Origin of the sequence: Ensifer adhaerens, assembly GCF_002940685.1 — a bacterium.
Lineage (GTDB): Bacteria > Pseudomonadota > Alphaproteobacteria > Rhizobiales > Rhizobiaceae > Ensifer > Ensifer adhaerens_E.
Genome location: NZ_PNFP01000022.1, coordinates 47,021 through 65,970 on the forward strand (window position 1 = coordinate 47,021; position 18,950 = coordinate 65,970).

General features: G+C 62.1%; 18 protein-coding genes. 17 read left to right on the forward strand and 1 reads right to left on the reverse strand.

Going from position 1 to position 18,950, the window contains the following annotated elements; genetic code table 11:
• The first annotated feature begins 211 nt into the window (after positions 1 to 211).
• The 9 genes from C1A35_RS31245 to C1A35_RS31285 all read left to right on the forward strand — a co-directional run bounded on the left by C1A35_RS31245 (position 212) and on the right by C1A35_RS31285 (position 8,600).
• Complete coding sequence (locus C1A35_RS31245; protein ID WP_158665211.1) at positions 212 to 826, forward strand: TetR/AcrR family transcriptional regulator; 615 nt, start codon at positions 212 to 214, stop codon at positions 824 to 826.
• Positions 827 to 888: 62 nt separating this feature from the next.
• Positions 889 to 2,103, forward strand: coding sequence for an FAD-dependent oxidoreductase (locus C1A35_RS31250; RefSeq protein WP_104668124.1), 1,215 nt, complete (start codon positions 889 to 891; stop codon positions 2,101 to 2,103).
• 497 nt (positions 2,104 to 2,600) lie between these two features.
• Positions 2,601 to 3,554 carry a sulfonate ABC transporter substrate-binding protein gene (locus C1A35_RS31255; protein ID WP_104668125.1) on the forward strand — a complete coding sequence of 318 codons (954 nt, stop codon included), beginning with the start codon at positions 2,601 to 2,603 and terminating at the stop codon, positions 3,552 to 3,554.
• On the forward strand, positions 3,554 to 4,390 hold the full coding sequence (locus tag C1A35_RS31260) for an ABC transporter permease subunit (RefSeq protein WP_104668126.1): 837 nt from the start codon (positions 3,554 to 3,556) through the stop codon (positions 4,388 to 4,390). Before C1A35_RS31255 ends, C1A35_RS31260 begins: the two co-directional genes overlap by 1 nt.
• The gene (locus tag C1A35_RS31265) at positions 4,387 to 5,130 is read left to right on the forward strand and encodes an ABC transporter ATP-binding protein (RefSeq protein ID WP_104668127.1); all 744 of its coding nucleotides are present in this window, start codon (positions 4,387 to 4,389) and stop codon (positions 5,128 to 5,130) included. Before C1A35_RS31260 ends, C1A35_RS31265 begins: the two co-directional genes overlap by 4 nt.
• A 220-nt stretch (positions 5,131 to 5,350) precedes the next feature.
• Entirely contained in the window at positions 5,351 to 5,638 is a 288-nt protein-coding gene (locus tag C1A35_RS31270; protein WP_199773078.1) for a DUF971 domain-containing protein, read from the forward strand.
• Positions 5,639 to 5,647: 9 nt separating this feature from the next.
• A complete protein-coding gene (locus C1A35_RS31275; protein WP_104668129.1) occupies positions 5,648 to 7,384 on the forward strand; it encodes a fumarate reductase/succinate dehydrogenase flavoprotein subunit in 1,737 nt (578 codons plus the stop codon).
• Between the two features lie 24 nt (positions 7,385 to 7,408).
• Positions 7,409 to 7,642 carry a 4Fe-4S dicluster domain-containing protein gene (locus C1A35_RS31280; RefSeq protein ID WP_104668130.1) on the forward strand — a complete coding sequence of 78 codons (234 nt, stop codon included), beginning with the start codon at positions 7,409 to 7,411 and terminating at the stop codon, positions 7,640 to 7,642.
• A 1-nt stretch (position 7,643) separates the two neighbouring features.
• Positions 7,644 to 8,600 carry a HEAT repeat domain-containing protein gene (locus tag C1A35_RS31285; RefSeq protein WP_104668131.1) on the forward strand — a complete coding sequence of 319 codons (957 nt, stop codon included), beginning with the start codon at positions 7,644 to 7,646 and terminating at the stop codon, positions 8,598 to 8,600.
• An 18-nt stretch (positions 8,601 to 8,618) separates the two neighbouring features.
• Here the strand turns inward: C1A35_RS31285 and C1A35_RS31290 are convergent, their stop codons facing one another.
• Entirely contained in the window at positions 8,619 to 9,425 is an 807-nt protein-coding gene (locus C1A35_RS31290; protein ID WP_104668132.1) for a Crp/Fnr family transcriptional regulator, read from the reverse strand.
• 465 nt (positions 9,426 to 9,890) lie between these two features.
• On the opposite strand from C1A35_RS31290, the gene C1A35_RS31295 reads away from it, so the two are divergent.
• From C1A35_RS31295 to C1A35_RS31330, 8 genes are all read left to right on the forward strand, one after another.
• On the forward strand, positions 9,891 to 10,886 hold the full coding sequence (locus C1A35_RS31295; protein ID WP_104668133.1) for an MsnO8 family LLM class oxidoreductase: 996 nt from the start codon (positions 9,891 to 9,893) through the stop codon (positions 10,884 to 10,886).
• Between the two features lie 21 nt (positions 10,887 to 10,907).
• Entirely contained in the window at positions 10,908 to 12,257 is a 1,350-nt protein-coding gene (locus C1A35_RS31300) for an LLM class flavin-dependent oxidoreductase (protein WP_104668134.1), read from the forward strand.
• A gap of 22 nt (positions 12,258 to 12,279) precedes the next feature.
• A complete protein-coding gene (locus tag C1A35_RS31305; RefSeq protein ID WP_104668135.1) occupies positions 12,280 to 13,467 on the forward strand; it encodes a M20 aminoacylase family protein in 1,188 nt (395 codons plus the stop codon).
• A 22-nt stretch (positions 13,468 to 13,489) separates the two neighbouring features.
• Entirely contained in the window at positions 13,490 to 14,041 is a 552-nt protein-coding gene (locus C1A35_RS31310) for a GNAT family N-acetyltransferase (protein WP_104668136.1), read from the forward strand.
• Between the two features lie 41 nt (positions 14,042 to 14,082).
• Positions 14,083 to 15,858, forward strand: coding sequence for an amino acid ABC transporter permease/ATP-binding protein (locus tag C1A35_RS37140; protein ID WP_104668137.1), 1,776 nt, complete (start codon positions 14,083 to 14,085; stop codon positions 15,856 to 15,858).
• A gap of 73 nt (positions 15,859 to 15,931) precedes the next feature.
• Positions 15,932 to 16,876 (forward strand): ABC transporter substrate-binding protein, encoded by a 945-nt coding sequence (locus tag C1A35_RS31320; protein WP_104668138.1) that lies wholly within the window; start codon positions 15,932 to 15,934, stop codon positions 16,874 to 16,876.
• 68 nt (positions 16,877 to 16,944) lie between these two features.
• Positions 16,945 to 17,880, forward strand: coding sequence for an ABC transporter substrate-binding protein (locus C1A35_RS31325; RefSeq protein ID WP_104668173.1), 936 nt, complete (start codon positions 16,945 to 16,947; stop codon positions 17,878 to 17,880).
• 11 nt (positions 17,881 to 17,891) lie between these two features.
• The gene (locus C1A35_RS31330) at positions 17,892 to 18,923 is read left to right on the forward strand and encodes an LLM class flavin-dependent oxidoreductase (RefSeq protein WP_104668139.1); all 1,032 of its coding nucleotides are present in this window, start codon (positions 17,892 to 17,894) and stop codon (positions 18,921 to 18,923) included.
• Positions 18,924 to 18,950: the final 27 nt, after the last annotated feature.

Below are 18,950 nucleotides of genomic sequence, written 5' to 3' on the forward strand. Positions count from 1 at the left end.
GTCCTGTCTTCGGCTGAGGCGCGTTTTTGCGGTTGGTCGCTGATGACGATATCGCGGTGCTCTTGCGTATTGCGAGACATGAAGAGCGATCCAGTCGGGCCAGCGCCCCAGGCAGAGTTGAAAAATAAAGCGGATGACCGTTCTTTTATATGGACGAGCACTCCCGCCAGTTTATAATCAGGATGATCATCCGGCTTGCGAAGGAGATCCCGTGGCCAGGACGCGCAACGATGAGCTGCACAAGTCTAGAAGGGCGCAGGTTCTGCGCGCGGCAGCCGACTGCTTTGCTCGCAAGGGTATCCACCAGACAACGATGCAGGAGATCTGTGCGGCGTCAGGGATGAGTGCTGGGGCGCTCTACCGTTATTTCCCGACCAAGGAATCGATCATTGTGGCCTTCGCCGACGAGGAGCGAAGCGAGACGGCGAAGCTCATATCTGATCTCAATTCGTCGCCGAACATTGTAGCCGCGCTTGCAGAGATTTTTCCGGAACTCTTCAATGGCCTGACGGACGAAAATTATGGCCGCCTCACCCTCGAAGTTGCGGCTGAAGCGGCGCGCAATGGCGCGGTCAAGGCGGCGTTCGACCAAAATGAATCCGAACTCTGTGAGCAGTTGTCGGCTGCCCTGAAGAGGGGGCAGGCGGCTGGCCATGTGGACCCTGAACTCGACCTTGATGCAGCGGTATTCCTGCTTGTTGCCCTGTTTGACGGTATTGCGGGGCGCGCGGCCTTGTCCCAGACGTCCGACAAGGCCCGACTTGCGAGCGGTGTCGCATATCTGCTTCGGAACATGCTGGAAGGTCCACGCGGCGCCAACAGTTAGGCGGGGCCAATGACGGGCGCTCAGCAGCATTCTACTAACATCCCACCATAGAGAGGATCTTTATGTTGCAGGATCGTTTTGACGTTGTCGTCGCCGGCGGCGGGATTGCCGGCTTGGCGGCCGCCCTGGCTTTCCAAAGGGCCGGCGCTAGCGTTTTCGTGCTCGAGCAGGCTGCAGCCTTCGCTCCGGTTGGAGCGGGGATTTTGTTGCAAGCCAACGGGCTGATGGTGCTCGATGCCCTGGGAATCGGCGAGCAGGTACGCGCGCATGGCGCGATAGTGCCACGTTTCGTGCTGCGGAATTCGCATGGTCGCTGTTTGCTGGCAACGGAGCTCGACGCTCATCTTCCTCGCCAGTATTGGCCGGTCTGTATCCACCGTGCCCACCTGCATGAGATTCTCTGGAAGGCCTGCCTCAGCGCTCACGTCACGGTTCACTTCGGCTGCAAGGTGAAGACCATTGACAAAAAGCCGGAGAGGTCCGTGGTCTTTAGTGACACGCGTGATGGCACCGTGCCGATCTCTGGGCATCTCATCGTCGGTGCCGATGGTCTCAAGTCGGCCGTACGAGAGGCGGCCGAAATCCGCGCCCACCTCTGGCCAATCGTTGAAGGCAGTGTTCAAGGGGTCGTTCCGTTTGGCGTCTCGACCGCTTATCACGGTGAGTATGTCAAGGGATCCGAGGCTTGTGGCATGCTGCCAACGGGGCCTGATTCAACGTTCTGGTTCTGGGGCGCTTCCAGTCGAACGGCGATCGCCGCCACCGGGGAGTTCGACAGCTGGAAAGCCGAAGTATGCGGCCGGTTTCCCCCTATGCATGCGATCTTGGCGCGATACAACAGTTGGACCGACATGGCCCGGTTGCAGCACCGCAGTGTTCGTTGTGATGCATGGTCGTCTGGCAACGTGGTGCTAATCGGCGATGCCGCGCATGCCATGAGCCCGAATCTTGGCCAAGGGGCGAATTGTGCCCTGGTCGACGCCCTGGTGCTCGTCAGCCATGTTGCTGGAACTGACGACGGGCTTCTTGGGGCGCTGGCGAGATTTGAGACTGATCGCCGACCGCTGGTCGACGATCTTCAGCAACGTGGACATGATGAAAGCGCAAGCGCGCTTCGGCATTGGCCAGGATTCGAGGCCGTGGTCATTATAGCGCTTCGACTAGCCCGATTTGTTCCGCCGAGCGGACAACATGCCGAGGTTCTGGCGATGAGCGGTCTTGTTGGAACGGGGTTTGACCTCGCGGCGGCAGGTGTTCGCGGAACTGTCCCGTGGTGAACTGGTTTTGTGGACAGCTTGCCGTTGGCGGACCAACGCCCTGAAGCGCTCAGGTCTAGGTTCTGGAAGCCGCAGGCGCTTCGAACAGCCAAATTAGCCGGGCGAAAATCGAAATGCTTCAACGCCCTTGTGTGGGTTTGCCTACATTTCCCGCAACGAAACACATGCCGTGGATCGGTTGGCCCCCTGAACTTCAGCGGCGAGGTCCCTTCCGCAAGGATTGCCGAAGGCGCGACGCTCAGAGAGCATCCGGGACTTTCCAGACCCCCGAACCGGGTTTGCTTATCCAGTGACCTGGCTCGTGAAAGCGTGAAGCCTGTTTGGCGCTGTCTCGTGTACGAGGCCCAAGCGCGCTTGCCGAACCCTTCGTCGCAAGAAACCCCGGAGATAGGAGAAAAAACTACGGGCGGAGCCAAGGTTGGAATGGGCGCTCTAGAATGAAGGTGAAATCTATCGATTATATGTGCTAATATCCAATTTTCGCACAGGAGAACGTCATGATGATTTCCCGACGCCTTTTCTCGATAGCGCTTGCGGCGACGTTTGCAGTCCCGCTTCTCAACGCCGCGCCTGCAGCGGCGTCCGACAAAGTGATCCGCATTGGCTACCAGAAATACGGCACGCTCGTGCTGCTCAAGGGAAAGGGTCTCCTGGAGAGAAAGCTGGAGCAGATCGGCTACACGGTGACCTGGGCGGAGTTCCCGGCGGGCCCGCAGCTTCTCGAGGCGCTGAACGTCGGCGCAGTCGATTTCGGGACGACCGGCGAGACGCCGCCGATCTTCGCACAGGCGGCCGGCGCTCCCCTGGTTTACGTCGCCCATGAGCCGCCGGCGCCGCGCGGCGAGGCGATCCTTGTGCCGAAGGGAAGCCCCATTCAGAACGTTGCGGATCTCAAGGGGAAGACCGTTGCCCTCAACAAGGGTTCGAATGTTCACTTCCTCTTGGTGAAGGCGCTTGAGGAGGCTGGCCTCAAGTACAGCGACATCAAGACATCCTTCCTTCCGCCGGCCGATGCCCGCGCCGCCTTTGAGCAGGGTGCCGTCGACGCCTGGGTGATCTGGGATCCCTTCCAGGCCGCAGCAGAGCTCGCGATCGAGGCGCGCGAACTTCGCAACGGCGAAGGCATCGTGCCGAACCACCAGTTCTATCTCGGCGCAAAGCCCTTCGTGGACGGCCATCCCGAAGCGGTCGACACGGTGATTGCTGCCGTCGCCGAGATTGACGAATGGACGAAGGCCAATCCGGCGGCGGCTGCCGCCGAGCTGGCGCCATCAGTCGGCATTCCGGCAGATGTACTGGCGGTCGCGCTGGCGCGGCAATCCTACGGCGTCAAGGCACTCGACGACAGTATCGTCAAGCAGCAGCAAGCCATCGCCGATACGTTCTTCGATCTCGGTCTCATTCCAAACAGGATCTCGATTGCGAACGCCGTGCGAAAGGGCGGTGCGTGATGGTGGACCTGTCGGTAGCCGGTATCGCTACCGGCGAAACCCGCAAGCCCAATCTGAAGAGCCTGTGGAGCGGACTGGCGCCATGGGCTCTCCCGCTGGTGCTTCTTGTCGTTTGGGAAATCGCGGCCCGAACGGGTCTCGTAACGGCGCGCCTGATGCCGGCGCCGACAACGATTGCGGCCGCCTTCTGGCGGTCGCTGCTCGACGGATCGCTCCTCTTCCATACGCTCGCCTCTACCCGGCGGGCCTTCATCGGCCTTGCGATCGGCGGCGGGCTCGGCTTTGTCGCGGGAGTCCTTACCGGTCTCTGGAAACCCGCCGAGACGCTCTTCGACAGCACCGTCCAGATGGTGCGAAACATCCCGCATCTGGCACTGATCCCGCTCGTGATCCTCTGGTTCGGCATCGATGAAACCGCCAAGATCTTTCTGGTTTCGATCGGCGTCTTTTTTCCGATCTACATCAACACCTTCTATGGCGTCAGAACCATCGACCCGCAGATCGTGGAAATGGCGTCAGTCTACGGGCTCGACCGCAAGGCGTTGATCCGCCGCATCATACTTCCCGGAGCCTTGCCCTCCATTCTGGTCGGCCTGCGCTACGCGCTCGGCTTCATGTGGTTGACGTTGATCGTCGCCGAGACGATTTCGTCGACCAATGGCATCGGCTACATGACGATGAACGCGCGGGAGTTCCTCCAGACGGACGTCGTCCTGCTCGGCATCATCGTCTATGCCCTTCTTGGCAAGCTCGCCGACGTGGTGACCCGTGCGATCGAGAAGCGTGTCCTCGTCTGGCATCCGGCCTACCGGATAAAGCAGGGGGGCGAGCCATGAGCGCGGTGGCGGCCGAGGTGGCCGGAAACGACGGCGGCCTTTCGATTTCGCTGTCGCGGGTCGTAAAATCGTTCGGCAAGCTCAACGTGCTCGGCAGTTTCAACCTGGAGATCCCGGCGGGCCAGTTTCTGGCCGTTGTGGGAAGGTCGGGTGGCGGCAAATCCACCCTGTTGCGGCTGATCGCAGGGCTGGAGACGGCAACCGGCGGACGCGTCAGCATCGGAGGGCGTGACGTCGATCGCACCCTGCCGTCGGTGCGCCTGCTTTTTCAGGAGGCGCGTCTGGTGCCTTGGCAGCGGGTCATCGAGAATGTCGGCATCGCCCGCGGTCCGAACTGGCAGGAAACGGCCCGCCGCACGCTCGCGGATGTCGGTCTGGAGGGACGCGAAGACGATTGGCCGAGCGTGCTTTCCGGCGGCCAGCGCCAGCGCGTGGCACTCGCCCGAGCGCTTGTCAGCGCCCCCCAGATCCTGTTGCTCGATGAGCCCTTCGGTGCGCTCGACGCGCTGACGCGTATCGAAATGCACCGCCTGCTCGAGCGGATTTGGACGGGGCGGGGATTTACCACCGTGCTGATCACCCACGACGTCGCAGAGGCGGTGGCACTGGCTGATCGGGTGGTGGTGCTGCGGGAAGGGGCGATCGCGCTTGATATCGACGTCGATCTCGAACGCCCGCGGCGCGAGCTTGCAGATCCACGCGCGGTCGATCTGCAGCGCCGGATTCTTGAGGCGGTGTAGCCGGGCGTCCGACCGGAATTTAGGTTTGCAGCGATCGGCGGCGGGCATGCTCGCGTGCCGTGAACGGTCATGCACTTCTCCGCTTTGGCTTAGGCGGTGTGGCGCAGGCGCGTGGTTGCTCGCGTCCGCCGCCAGGGGCGACGATTTGAACTGCCAAGGCAATTTATTGCGTGTGCCGGGCTGACCCCTTCCTAGAATGGCCAACCATCAAGGAGTGCTCATGTTCGCTGTCAGTCTCAAGGTCAATGCCGCGCGCAGCAGTCTCGCCGTTACGTGGGACGACGGCGCCGTATCCCACATCCCGGCGACCGTGCTGCGGGCGCGCAGCCGTGCCGCCAGCCAGGTGCGTGCGGATCTCGAAGGGCGCGCCGGTTCCTATGACGCCGTCACGCTCAGCGGTGCGGAGCCAGTCGGCACCTACGCAATCCGGCTGGTTTTCTCTGACGGCCATGATCGCGGCATTTACCCCTGGACGTACCTGCGCGCGATCGCCGACTCCACGTTTTGAGGAAGAACTATGGACGATTTTATCGACGGCCTTTCGGAAGTCGCCTGCGATGTTCTGGTGATCGGAGGCGGAACGGCCGGCCCGATGGCGGCGCTGAAAGCCAAGCAGAAGAACCCGGCGCTCAACGTCGTATTGCTGGAAAAAGCCAATGTGAAGCGGTCCGGCGCAATCTCGATGGGCATGGACGGCCTGAACAATGCCGTGGTGCCGGGTTATGCAACGCCGGAGCAGTACACGAAGGAAATCACGATCGCCAATGATGGCATCGTCGACCAGGCGCCGGTCTTCAAATACGCATCACGCTGTTATGACATCATTCAGGAACTGGATCGCTTCGGCATTCGTTTCCAGAGGAATGCCAACGGCGACTACGATCTGAAGAAGGTCCATCACCTCGGTACATATGTGCTGCCGATGCCGAATGGCGAAACCGTCAAGAAGGCACTCTATCGCCAGCTGAAACGGGAGCGCATCCTGATTTCCAACCGCTTCATGGCCACCCGGTTGCTGACGGCGAAGGATGGTCGCATAGCCGGTGCCGTTGCCGTCAACACCCGAACTTCGGAATTCCTCGTGCTTAGGGCCAAGGCCGTGATCCTGTGCATGGGAGCGGCCGGTAGGCTTGGGTTGCCGCACTCGGGCTACCTGTTCGGCACCTACGAGAACCCCACCAACTCCGGCGACGGTTATGCCATGGCCTATCATGCCGGTGCCGCGCTCGCGAACCTCGAGTGCTACCAGATCAATCCGCTGATCAAAGATTACAACGGCCCTGCCTGCGCCTATGTCGCCGGCCCGTTCGGTGCCTACACCGCCAACAGCGAAGGTAAGCGCTTCATCGAAAGCGATTATTGGTCCGGGCAGATGATGCAGGAGTTTTACAACGAACTGCAATCGGGGAAGGGGCCGGTCTTCCTGAAGCTCAACCATCTTCATCCCGATACGGTCGGCGAGATCGCAGATATCCTGCATCGCGTCGAACGCCCTTCCCGCGGGCGGTTTCATACCGCGCGTGGTACCGATTATCGCGAGACGATGATCGAGATGCACATTTCCGAGATCGGCTTCTGTTCCGGCCACAGCGCGTCAGGCGTCTTCGTCGACGAATATGCGCGCACGACCGTGCCCGGCCTTTATGCCGCGGGCGACATGGCAAGCGTACCGCACAACTATATGCTCGGAGCCTTCACCAACGGGGCCGTGGCGGGAGAGCATGCGGCGGAAGCAGCACAGGAAACGGACCTTCCGGACTACGATCCGGACGTCGTGAGGTTCGAACGGACGAGGGTGCTGGCGCCGACGCGTCGCGAAGACGGGATCCCACCCAACCAGCTCGAATACAAGGTCAGGCGTCTCGTCAACGACTACCTGCAGCCACCCAAGGTGACGAGCCGCATGCGTATCGGCCAGCAACGCCTGGCCGAGGCAAGACAAGATCTCGAAACGGCCCTGGTTGCGCGCAACCCGCATGAGCTCATGCGGTCGCTCGAAGTGTCGTCCATTCTCGACTGCGCCGACATGGCGGCGCACGCATCGCTTTATCGCACCGAGAGCCGTTGGGGTCTTTATCACAACCGGATCGATCATCCCGAAAAGGACGACGAGAACTGGTGCTGCCACGCGCTGCTTCGCAAGGTGGACGGCCGCATGATTTCCGAAAAGCGCGCCATCCAGCCCTACATCGTTCCCATCGAGACCGAAGAGCGGACGGCCTACGAGCGTCTGCGCGTTTCCAACCAAGCCTGATCCCAAGCCCGATCGAGGAGAGCCATGCCGCTTGCTCTTTCCCCCACCGCCATTCCCGTCATTGTCGACGAAGCGAAATGTATCGCCGACAAGGGCTGCACCGTCTGCGTCGACGTTTGCCCGCTCGATGTGTTGCGCATCAGCGACCTCACCGGCAAGGCCTACATGAAGTTCGACGAATGCTGGTATTGCATGCCGTGCGAGACCGATTGTCCGACCGGCGCCGTTACCGTCAACATCCCCTACCTATTGCGCTGACATGGCTACGTTCGATCCATTCGAGGACTTCGGCGATGCCGAAGAAATTGTCGGCCGTCTCTCTGACGCGGATCCCGCCGTGCGGCGCCTCGCTGTCATCGATCTGAGCGAGACTGCGACGCCGGATGTTCTCCTGCATCTGTTGGCGATGGTTGAAGACAGCGATGCGGCCGTGCGCCTGCAGGTGGCGATCGCGCTTGGCGATTTCGACACGATCGATACGGCCGGCGGGCTGGTGAAACTCGTGATGGATCCGGACGGGTCGGTGGCTTCTGCTGCGGCGGACAGCCTTGCCGAGTTGAAGGATCCGGCCGCGGCTCCCCCGCTGCTTTCGTTGGGCACCCACCCGGATGCTTTCGTGCGCGCGTCCGGCTTTCGTGGATTGAAGGGGCTGCGCTCACGCATAGCGCTGGGGCCCGCACTCAACGCTATGTCGGACGAAAGCGCTCAGGTGCGGGGCGAGGCGTTGGGGGTGATCGCCTATCTCAAGCTTGAAGAAACGCTGCCATCATTGATCGCTGCCACGCGCGACGCCGAGGCTTCGGTGCGGGCGGAGGCGGTCAACGCCTTGTCGTTCACAAAACAGCTGGCGGCGGCCACCGCAGTTGCTGCGGCGCTGCGGGACGATGTCTGGCAGGTGAGGGCGGCCGCTGCGCAATCGCTCGGGAGGATCGGCCAAGCATTTGCCGTCGGTAGTCTCGTCGCCGGGTTGGCGGACGAGTACTGGCAGGTTCGCCAGAAGTGTCTTAGTGCGCTTGGGAGCCTTAAGGCGCAATCGGCTGTGGCCGACATTTCAGCGCAGCTTGCCAGTGACCTGCCGTCGCTTCGCAAGGAGGCGGCGGCAGCCCTCGGCGAGATTGCCGATCCGTCGGCGCGCCAGGCGCTAATGGCCCATGCCTCCGACACCGACCCGGACGTGCGAAAAACGGTGCGCTGGGCGCTGACCCGGATTGGTTGATGCGATCGAAGCGCAATCTCATGTGCCGCGCTTCGAGACTATCTCCATCAAGGCATGTGGGCGCTCGATGCGAATGTGGCGCGGCGTGACGGCTACAAGCCCGTCCTTCTGGAACCGCTTCATCATCATCGTCACCCATTGGCGGGTGGAGCCGACCATCGCCGCGATCTGGTCATGGGTGACCTTCGCGTTGATGATGATGGCCCGCCCATCCCGCACCCCATGCCGATCGCCGAGATTGATCAGGAACTGGGCCAGGCGTTCAATAACTGAGCGCGTCCCGAGCATCTGCGCCATGGCCGAATAACACCGACCTTTGGCGGCCAATCCTTGCAGAAGACAGAGAGCGAAGCTTGGGAGTTCGGTGACGAGTTTCTTCAGCGCCGGCGCCGCCAGGAAGAGGATGCGACAATCGCTAAGAGCTTCTCCCGACCAGATGTGCACCCCGCCGCCCGTCATTTCCGGGCCACCGATAAAATGTCCCTTCGTCCAGTAGGCCAATGTGATCTCCCGACCTGACGGTGCTGTGTAGAACACCCTGACGTTGCCGGCTTCGATGATGAAGATGCCGCCGTGCCCGTCGCCCTGGTTGAAGATTGCTTGGCCCGCTCGAAACGAAAGCTGGCGGCCTTGCGATTTCAGTTTCGCCCATTCGTCGGGGGTGAGGGTATCGAGAAAATGTGCCCCTTCATCGAGCCCCTCGACACCTTCACTCAAAAAGAGTGCCTGGTCACCGGGTAGAGTGGCCGGGGCAGGCAGGTCAATCGAGGGTATGTGTTTCGGGTGCGCCGCCGGGTTGGCGGTCAGGCGGACGTCGAGGCTCATACTGGTCCTTCCTCATCGCAATCGAGGTTATAATTATATATAATCTACCAATTTAGAAGGAATATAATTGCGACTTCGCCGCCAGGCTTGGACGCGGTGCGCGCTTTGAGACTCCCGGAACCGCAATCACCGGCGCTGAAGCACGTTAGCCCGCGTCCATCTCATCCGAAGACCTGCCAACATATCTTGGTTCGACAGCGCCTACTGCATGCTTCCTTTGATCGTAGCCGATTAAAGGACAAAACATGCGGTAATTCACAGTTCTAGAGCGACCTCTGCGCGTTCGATAAGACGCGCGGCGCTGTAGCAGAGGAGCATTCAGGACAGCGAAAAGTGCATCCTGAGGCGTGACGAGAGCGGCAACTTTTCTTGTTTCGGGCAGCCAAAGAGAACGTTATTCCTATAATCTATAAAAATTATGTATTTAATGTATTTATGTCATCAACCGTGGTGGAACTGCGAACCATGCCCTATCTGCTCAGCCTTCTTGACAAAAGTCCCGTCGATCCAGGAGGCACGCCGACTGAGGCTCTGCATGCGACGGCCAACCTTGCGGTGAGGGCGGAGGAGTGGGGCTACCACCGCTTCTGGGTCGCGGAGCATCATAACATAGCCGGCCTTGCGAGTTCTGCGCCGGAAACCCTGATCGCCTACCTCCTGGCCAAGACATCGAAGATCCGCATCGGTTCCGGCGGCGTCATGTTGCAGCACTACAGTGCCTACAAGGTCGCCGAGACCTTCAACCTGCTTGCCAGTCTCGCGCCGTCCCGGGTCGATCTCGGCGTCGGCAAGGCACCCGGTGGTTTCCCGTTCTCGACCAAAGCGTTGCAGGTCGGAGTTGATCCGGCTTTGCGGCCGAGCTTTCCGGAGCAACTGGCCGATCTCAACCGCTATTTGCTGGCAGAAGGCGGCGCGGCTTCGGAGCTGTTGGCGACGCCGCTGCCGTCCGTCGCGCCACAGCGCTTTCTGCTGGGGGCGAGCGTCGACAGCGCGTTGCTGGCTGCCGAAAAGGGCTGGAAGCTTGTCTTTGCCGGCCATCTCAATGGCGATCCGGACAATCTGCAAAAAACCTTCGACGCCTATGACCGTGCAACCAAGGGCGATCGACCGCTTCTTGCTCTCGCGGCGTTCGCCGCCGAAAGCGAACAGCGGGCGCGCGAACGTGTCGCGGACCTGAAGATTTTCAAGGTGCTGCTTCCAGGCAGCCAGGGCGTCAATGTCGGCAGCGAGGAACAGGCTGCCGAATTCGCCCGTCAGGCCGGGATTGCCGACTACCGCGTCGAGGAGAAGACGCCGAGCGTGCTCACCGGCACGGCGCGGCAGGTTCGCCAGGAGCTCGACGAGCTGCACCGACGCTACGGTGTCGAGGAATTCGTCATCGACACCCCTGCCGTCAGCGCCAGCGAGCGCCTCACCTCGATCGAACTCATCGCGCAAGAACCGCTTTCTCTCGCCGCCTGAATTTTCCGGGAAGGAACTGCCATGACCAAGAAGAACGTGACTTTCGGTATCATGTTGCAAGGGCCGGGCGGGCACATGAACGCCTGGAAACATCCGAGCGGCCCGGCGGACGCGAGCGTCAATTTCGACTTCTTCGTCGAGACGGCGCGAAAGGCCGAAGCCGCCGGCATCGCTTTCGCCTTCGTCGCCGACGGCCTCTACATCAACGAGCAGTCGATCCCGCATTTCCTCAACCGCTTCGAGCCCCTGACGATCCTGTCGGCGCTCGCCGCCTCGACCTCGAAGATCGGCCTCGTCGGCACGGTTTCGACCTCCTACAGCGACCCGTTCACCATCGCCCGGCAATTCGCCTCGCTCGATCTCATCAGTGGCGGCCGCGCCGGCTGGAACGCCGTGACCTCGCCGCTCGAAGGTTCCGGCCGCAACTACGGCCGCGAGCACCCCGAACATGAGCTGCGCTACGAGATTGCCGACGAGTATCTCGACGTGATCAAGGGTCTCTGGGACAGCTGGGACGACGACGCCTTCGTGCGTGACCGGGCAACCGGCGTCTATGCCGACAAGTCGAAGCTGCGCCGGCTGAACCACAAGGGACGGTTCTTCCGGATCGAGGGGCCGCTCAACATCGAACGCTCCAGACAGGGCCAGCCGGTGGTGTTCCAGGCGGGAGCCTCCGATTCCGGCGTCCGTCTTGCGGGTAAGCATGCGGATGCCGTGTTCACCAATGGCGGCCCGATCGAGGAAGCCAAGACATTCTACAAGCAGGTCAAGCAAAGCGCTGTGGCGCAGGGGCGCCGCGCCGCGGAGATCGGCATCTTTCCGGGCATCGGCCCGATCGTCGGGGCTACGGCCGAGGAGGCCGAGGCGAAGTACCGCGCAATCCGCGATCTCGTGACGATCGAGGAGGCGTTGCTTTATCTCGGTCGCTTCTTCGACCACCACGACTTCAGCGCCTATCCGCTGGACGAGCCGTTTCCCGACATTGGCGATATCGGCAAGAACAGTTTTCGGGCAACGACCGACCGCATCAAGAAGACGGCGCGAGAAACCGGTGCGACCCTGCGCGAGATCGCACTCGATGTCGCAACGCCGAGAACCGCCTTCATCGGCACGGCTGAGCATATCGCCGACGAGATCATCAGATGGATCAATGAGGATGCCGCCGACGGCTTCATCCTCGGCTTCCCGGTGATTGCCGAAGGTCTCACCGATTTCGGCGCGTACGTGCTGCCGATCCTGGAACGTCGTGGCTATTTCAAGCCCAAGCTCGAAGGCGAAACACTGCGCGATCATCTGGGGCTCTCTTATCGCGAGAGCCGCTACGCCGCCCCGGCAGCGGATGTCGCGCGCGGAAGGGCCGTCGGGGCCTGACGGCGTCGGCGGAGACGGGCCCATGAACCTCATCCTCACCGATACCCAGAGATCTGCCGCGGTCGACCGTGGCCTTGCCGCCTTCATCGACGAGATCGTCGCGATCCGTCGCGACCTGCACCAGCACCCGGAGCTCGCTTTTCAGGAAAGGCGCACCAGCAGTCTGGTCGGCGATCTGCTTGCCTCCTGGGGATATGAGGTGAGCCGCGGCATCGCCGGAACCGGTGTCGTCGCCACGCTCCGGCGCGGACAAGGCGAGAAGGCGATCGGCCTTCGCGCGGACATGGATGCGCTGCCGATCGAAGAGGCGACCGGGCTATCCTATGCCAGCCGCCACAAGGGGGTCATGCACGCCTGCGGCCATGACGGGCATACGGCGATCCTGCTCGGCGCTGCCCGGTTTATCGCGACCGAGGGGCGTTTCGACGGCACGTTGAGGCTGATCTTCCAGCCGGCCGAGGAAATCGGCGCCGGCGCTCGCAAGATGCTGTCGGAAGGATTGTTCGAGCGCTTTCCGATCGATGCCGTCTTTGGATTGCACAATTGGCCGGGAGTACCAGCGGGCCGCTTCGGCTTCGTCTCGGGCCCCGCCATGGCCTCCGTCGACCAGGCAAACATCACCATCGTCGGCAAGGGCGGGCATGGCGCCGAGCCGCATCTGACCGTGGATCCGGTGCTGGCATCGGCGTCGCTGATCACCGCGCTGCAAAGCCTGGTGTCGCGCAACGTCGATCCACAGGAAACGGCCGTCGTCACGGTCGGCTCCATTCACGGCGGCCAGGCGTCGAACGTCATTCCCGAGAGCGTCTCGCTGAAGCTGACCTTGCGCGCCTTCAATGGCGACGTCCGGCGCCTGCTCGGGGAGCGTGTCCAGGCACTGGCGCGGGCGCAGGCCGAGAGCTTCGGCGCCACCGCGAATGTCGACTACCGGCTCGGCTTTCCGGCCCTGGTCAACCATGCGGCGGAGACGGATGTCGCTCGCAACGTTGCGCTGCAGGCGCTCGGGCCTGAAGCGGTTATCGCCGACTTCAAGCAGCGTACCGCCAGCGAGGACTTTGCGTTTTTCCTGGAAGAGAAGGCGGGCAACTACGCCTTCGTCGGCAACGGCGACAGCGCGCCGCTTCACAGCGCTGAGTACGACTTCAACGACGCGATCATCGCACCGGCCGCCCGCTACTGGGTGCGGCTGGTGGAAACCTTCCTCGCATGACGGCCATGGGACGGCGAAAGACATGAGCGACACGTTTCTTTACACCACACCCCTCGATCCACGCGCCAAGCCGCTGATCGACGAACTCATCTTCGAATATGACAGTCGCTACGGCACCTACTTTAGCGAAGATGGGGCGGCGGCCGAGATGAACCGCTACCCGCCGGAAGCCTTTGCGCCGCCGCACGGCAACTTCGTGCTGTTGATGCGCGACGGGCAAGCGATCGGTGGCGGCGCCTTCAAGCACTATGACGACCGCACTGCCGAGTTCAAGCGCATCTGGACGCGATCGGATCTGCGCCGCCAGGGCCTGGCGCGAAAGGTGCTGCTCGAGCTTGAAGCGCAGGCGGCGCGGCAAGGCTATTCGCGCATCTATCTGACGACCGGGTTTCGCCAGCCTGAAGCCGTCGGCCTCTACCTTGCCAACGGCTACACTGCGCTCTTCGACGTCGAAGCCGATCCTGAAGCCTACAAGACGCTGCCGTTCGAGAAGGACATCACGCATCTCGTGGTGTCGCTCACGCTTGTCGGCGACACGCCGCCGCCCAGGCCCGAAGCCGTGAACCACATCTAGCGCCGCGGCCGCCTCAACAGATTTCAGGAGAGGAATCCATCATGGCAGTTCTGACCGATCTCGCCGGCGTGCCCGGCACCAGGCGGACCAGTGAACCGAACCCCGGTTACGCCCATTTCCGCGTCGTCCCGGCGCGACACCCGGGGCGTACGCTCGGGACGCTCTTTGCGGCTCTCGTCATTGCCGGCGTGCTTTATTCCGTCTTGACCAATCCGCGCTGGGGCTGGCCGGTCTTTGCGGAGTGGTTCTTTGCCGAACCTGTCCTGGCGGGCCTCGGCCGGACCCTTCTCTTGACGGCGCTTGCGACCGTCTCCGGCTCGCTGCTCGGCACCGCCCTGGCGCTCGCGCGCGTGTCGAGGTCGCCGCTGCTGTCGGGTCTTTCCTTCGGCTACATCTGGCTTCTTCGTTCAATACCGCTGATCGTGCTTCTGCTGGTGCTCAACAATCTCGGCTATCTCTACGAGACGATCAGCATCGGCGTGCCCTTTACCGAGACCGTGTGGTTCAACTATCCGACGACGCAGCTTCTCACCCCCTTTGCTGCGGCTTTCCTCGGGCTGACGCTTAACCAGGCTGCCTTCTTCGCCGAGATCGTGCGCGGCGGCATACTCGCCGTCGACCAGGGGCAACATGAGGCGGCAGCGGCGCTCGGGCTGCCGCGCCGCCGCCAGGCCTTCCGCATCGTGCTTCCGCAGGCCATGCGCTCCATCCTGCCGACGGGCTTTAACGAGATCATCGGTCTCGCCAAGAGCACGTCGATGGTCTACGTGCTGGCACTGCCTGAGCTCTTCTACACGGTCCAGGTCATCTACCGCCGCAATCTCGAAGTCATCCCGCTGCTGATGGTCGCGACCATCTGGTATCTGGTGATCATGACCGGGCTTTCGATCGCCCAGCACTATATCGAGCGTTACTTTTCGAAAGGGGCCGTCCGCAATCCGGTGCCCTTGCCGTTCCAGTCGCTGATCGCCCGCTTCCGCCGACCCTTGCCAGATGTGGCTCCCCAGACCACTGCCGTGGTCAAGACCGGCTTTCGCGACGCGCAGGCCTTCCGCTCCGGCGGCACTGTGCATGTGCATGGCATCTCCAAGAGTTTCGGATCTCTCAAGGTTCTGGATGGCGTCGAGCTGAACCTTGAGGCAGGCAGCGTCACCGCTATCCTCGGCCCCTCCGGCTCGGGCAAGTCCACGCTGCTTCGAACGATCAATCATCTCGAACGTGTCGATGACGGCTTCATCTCGATCGACGACGAACTCGTCGGCTACAGCCAGAAGGGCGACACCCTTTACGAACTCAAGGAAAAGGACATCCTGAAGCGCCGCGCCGATATCGGCATGGTATTCCAGAACTTCAATCTTTTCCCACACTTGACCGTGCTTGAAAACCTGATCGAGGCGCCGCTGCACGTGCGTGGCCTTGGGCGAGGCGAGGCGGTACGCATCGCCCAGGAACTGCTCGCTCGCATCGGCTTGAGCGACAAGATCAATGCCTATCCGCGCCAGCTCTCGGGCGGGCAGCAACAGCGCGTCGCGATCGCCCGTGCCCTGGCGCTCCGGCCGAAGGTGCTGCTCTTCGACGAGCCGACCTCCGCGCTCGATCCCGAGCTCGTCGGCGAAGTGCTTGACGTGATCAAGGAACTGGCGCGCACCGGAACGACGCTGGTGATCGTGACCCATGAGGTCGGCTTTGCCCGCGAGGTTGCCGATACCGTGGTTTTCATGGAGGCGGGCCGGGTGCTGGAAGCAGGTCCACCGGCTGAGATCTTCACCCATGCAAAGCACCCGCGCACCCGCGAGTTCCTGGCGCGCGTTCTCTGAATCAACCTGGCTGACCTTCCCGACAGCCGAGGTCCGTCGATAATCTCAACCAATGATTGAAAAGGAGCAAGATATGAGAATGCTTGACACTGCAAAGTTGTTGCTCGCTGGCGTCGTCACCGCTGCGACGCTCGGTATTGCCGCGGCCAATGCGGAAGAGAAGTTTGACCTCAGCCCCGATACCTCCAACCGCATTCGCGCCGAAAAGAACGAGGCGGCGGTAAAGGCGATCAGTCCCGACTTCAAGTTTGTGAACCCCGGCAAGTTCACGGTCGCCGTCAACCCGTGGGATCCGCCGATTGCGACCTATGCCTCGGACTCAAAGACCGTCGTCGGCGCCGACCCCGATGTCGCTTCGCTGCTCGCCGATAGCTTGGGACTCGAGTTGGAACTCGTTCCCGTCGCCTGGGCAGACTGGCCGCTTGGTGTCAGCTCCGGCAAATACGATGCAGTCATCAGCAACGTCACGGTGACCGAAGAACGCAAGCAGAAGTTCGATTTCTCAACCTATCGCAAGGACGTGCTCGGTTTCTTCGTCAAGTCTGACAGCAAGATCACCGAGATCAAGGAACCGAAGGACGTTGCCGGGCTCAGGGTGATCACCGGCGCCGGCACCAACCAGGAGAAGATCATCCTGGAATGGGACCGGCAGAACGTCGCCGCCGGGCTGAAGCCGATCGAGGTGCAGTACTACGACGACCGCGCCGCCGGCGACCTGGCGCTTCAATCCGGGCGTGCCGATGTCGAGTTCAATCCCAACGCGACGAGAGCCTATGCCGCTTCGATCAAGAACGACACCAAGGTGGTGGGCATTGCCAGCGGTGGCTGGCCGCTGACCGCCGAAATCGCCGTCACGACGCGAAAAGGGGCGGGCCTTGCCGATGCCGTCACCATCGCGCTCAACGATCTCATCAAGAGCGGCAAATACGGCGAAGTGCTGAAGCGCTGGAGCCTCGGCGCCGAGGCCGTCGACGCGGCTCAGACCAACCCGCCCGGCTTGCCGAAGAGCGGTTCCTGATCCGAACTTTGCGGACCGGTGGCGTCGCCGCCGGTCCGGCTTCTGCACTTCATCCGGAGACCTACAGCATGAACGGCACGCCCCGCCTACTAACTCTTCTTGCCGCCGCTGCGGCAGCTCTTCTTCATGTCGGCCAGGCGCAGGCCGATGCCGGCTTTGATCTCAGCCCCGAACAGCCCGGTCAAGTCCATGCCGTTCGCAATGAAACCGCGGTCGCGGCCATCCCCGCGGAGTTCAAGTTCGTCACGCCAGGCAAGTTCACGGTTGCCGTCAGTCCGGGCGGGCCGCCGCTTGCCACCTATGCGACCGACGCACGCACGGTGATTGGCGCCGATCCGGAATATGCCGGTGCGGTCGCCAACAGCCTGGGCCTTGAGCTTGAGCTTGTCCCCGTCGCCTGGATCGACTGGCCGCTTGGATTGACCTCCGGCAAATACGACGCAGTTATCTCCAATGTCGGCGTCACCGAGCAGCGCAAGGAGAAGTTCGACTTTTCGACCTATCGCCAGGGCCTGCATGGCTTCTTCGTCAAATCCGACAGCGGCATCGCGTCGATCAAGGAGCCGAAGGATGCAGCGGGTCTCAGGATCATCGTCGGCGCAGGCACCAACCAGGAGCGCATTCTCCTCAAGTGGAGCGACGAGAATGTCGCTACGGGCCGCAAGCCGCTGGAGCTGCAGTACTACGACGACGAGGCGACGAGCCTCGTGGCGCTTGCCTCCGGTCGCGCCGACGTCATCGTTCAGCCGCATGCGCAGCTCGTCTTCATTGCCGCCCGAGACAACAACATCAAGCGTGTCGGTACGCTGAGCGCTGGTTGGCCGGAGCGTTCGGACGTGGCGATCACAACGCGCAAGGGCAGTGGGCTCGCCAACGCTCTGACGATCGCGACCAACGGTCTGATTGCGGATGGCACCTACGGCAAGGTTCTGGAGCGCTGGCACCTCCAGGAGGAAGCTTTGCCGAAATCCGAGACCAATCCACCCGGCCTTCCGAAATTTTAAGGAGCCTTGGCGTGACTCGAAACAAGATATCGATCAGTCATATAGGCTTCCTGAGCCCGGGCAACTATCCGGCGGACGACCCGTTGGATGGGCTGGAGAAGACCTTGGCGCTGCTGCAGTATGGCGAGGCCCTCGGTTTTGCCAGCGCCTGGGTGCGCCAGCGACACCTGGAGCCCGGCATATCGTCGGCGGCAGCCTTTCTCGCTGCCGCGACGCAAAGGACGAGCCGCATTGAGCTTGGCACAGCGGTTATTCCGATCGGCTATGAGAGCCCGTACCGGCTGGCAGAGGATTTATCGACAGTCGATGTGCTCTCTCGCGGTCGTCTGAACATCGGTCTGAGTGCCGGCCGCCCCTTGCATGTCGATCTGATCGGCCGCCTCGTCTTCGATGATGGCTGGGAGAATTTCGACTTTACGCACGGACGGGTTTTGCGCTTTGTCGATAATCTGCGCAGCCAGCCGATCGGCGACGAAGATACCTTCATCAAGACGCCGTTCGGCCTGCAGCGCCCCCGGCTTCAGCCGCATGCGAAAGGGTTGACGGACCGCATCTGGTACGGCGGCGGCTCGCTGAAGTCCGCGGGCTGGGCGGGGCGCAGCGGCCTCAACCTCCTGATCGGCAATGTGACGGCCGGGGAGGGGACCGACGATTTCTTCGTGGCGCAACGGCGCCAACTCGAGACCTATCGCGCAGCCGGCGGCGAGGACAGAAGAGTGGCCTTGGGCCGAGTGATTGTTCCGCTCGACGGTGCCGATGCGAAAACGCGCAGGCGCTATCTGGACTATGCTGCCGGGCGCACCGAACGAACGCTGACGCCGCAGGGCGAACGACGGACGCTTTATGCCCGTGACCTCGTCGGCACCTCGGAAGAGATTCTCGAACGACTGTTTGCAGACCCGATCCTGCCGCGTGTCCGCGAACTCAGGCTCGAACTTCCCTACGAGTTCGAAGACGACGATTACCGCCAGATTGTCCATGATTTCGTCACCCGCATCGCGCCCGAGCTTGGGTGGTCACCAGCCGACCAGAAAGCGGCCTAGAAACGGTGGCCTCCGATGTGAGGCCTC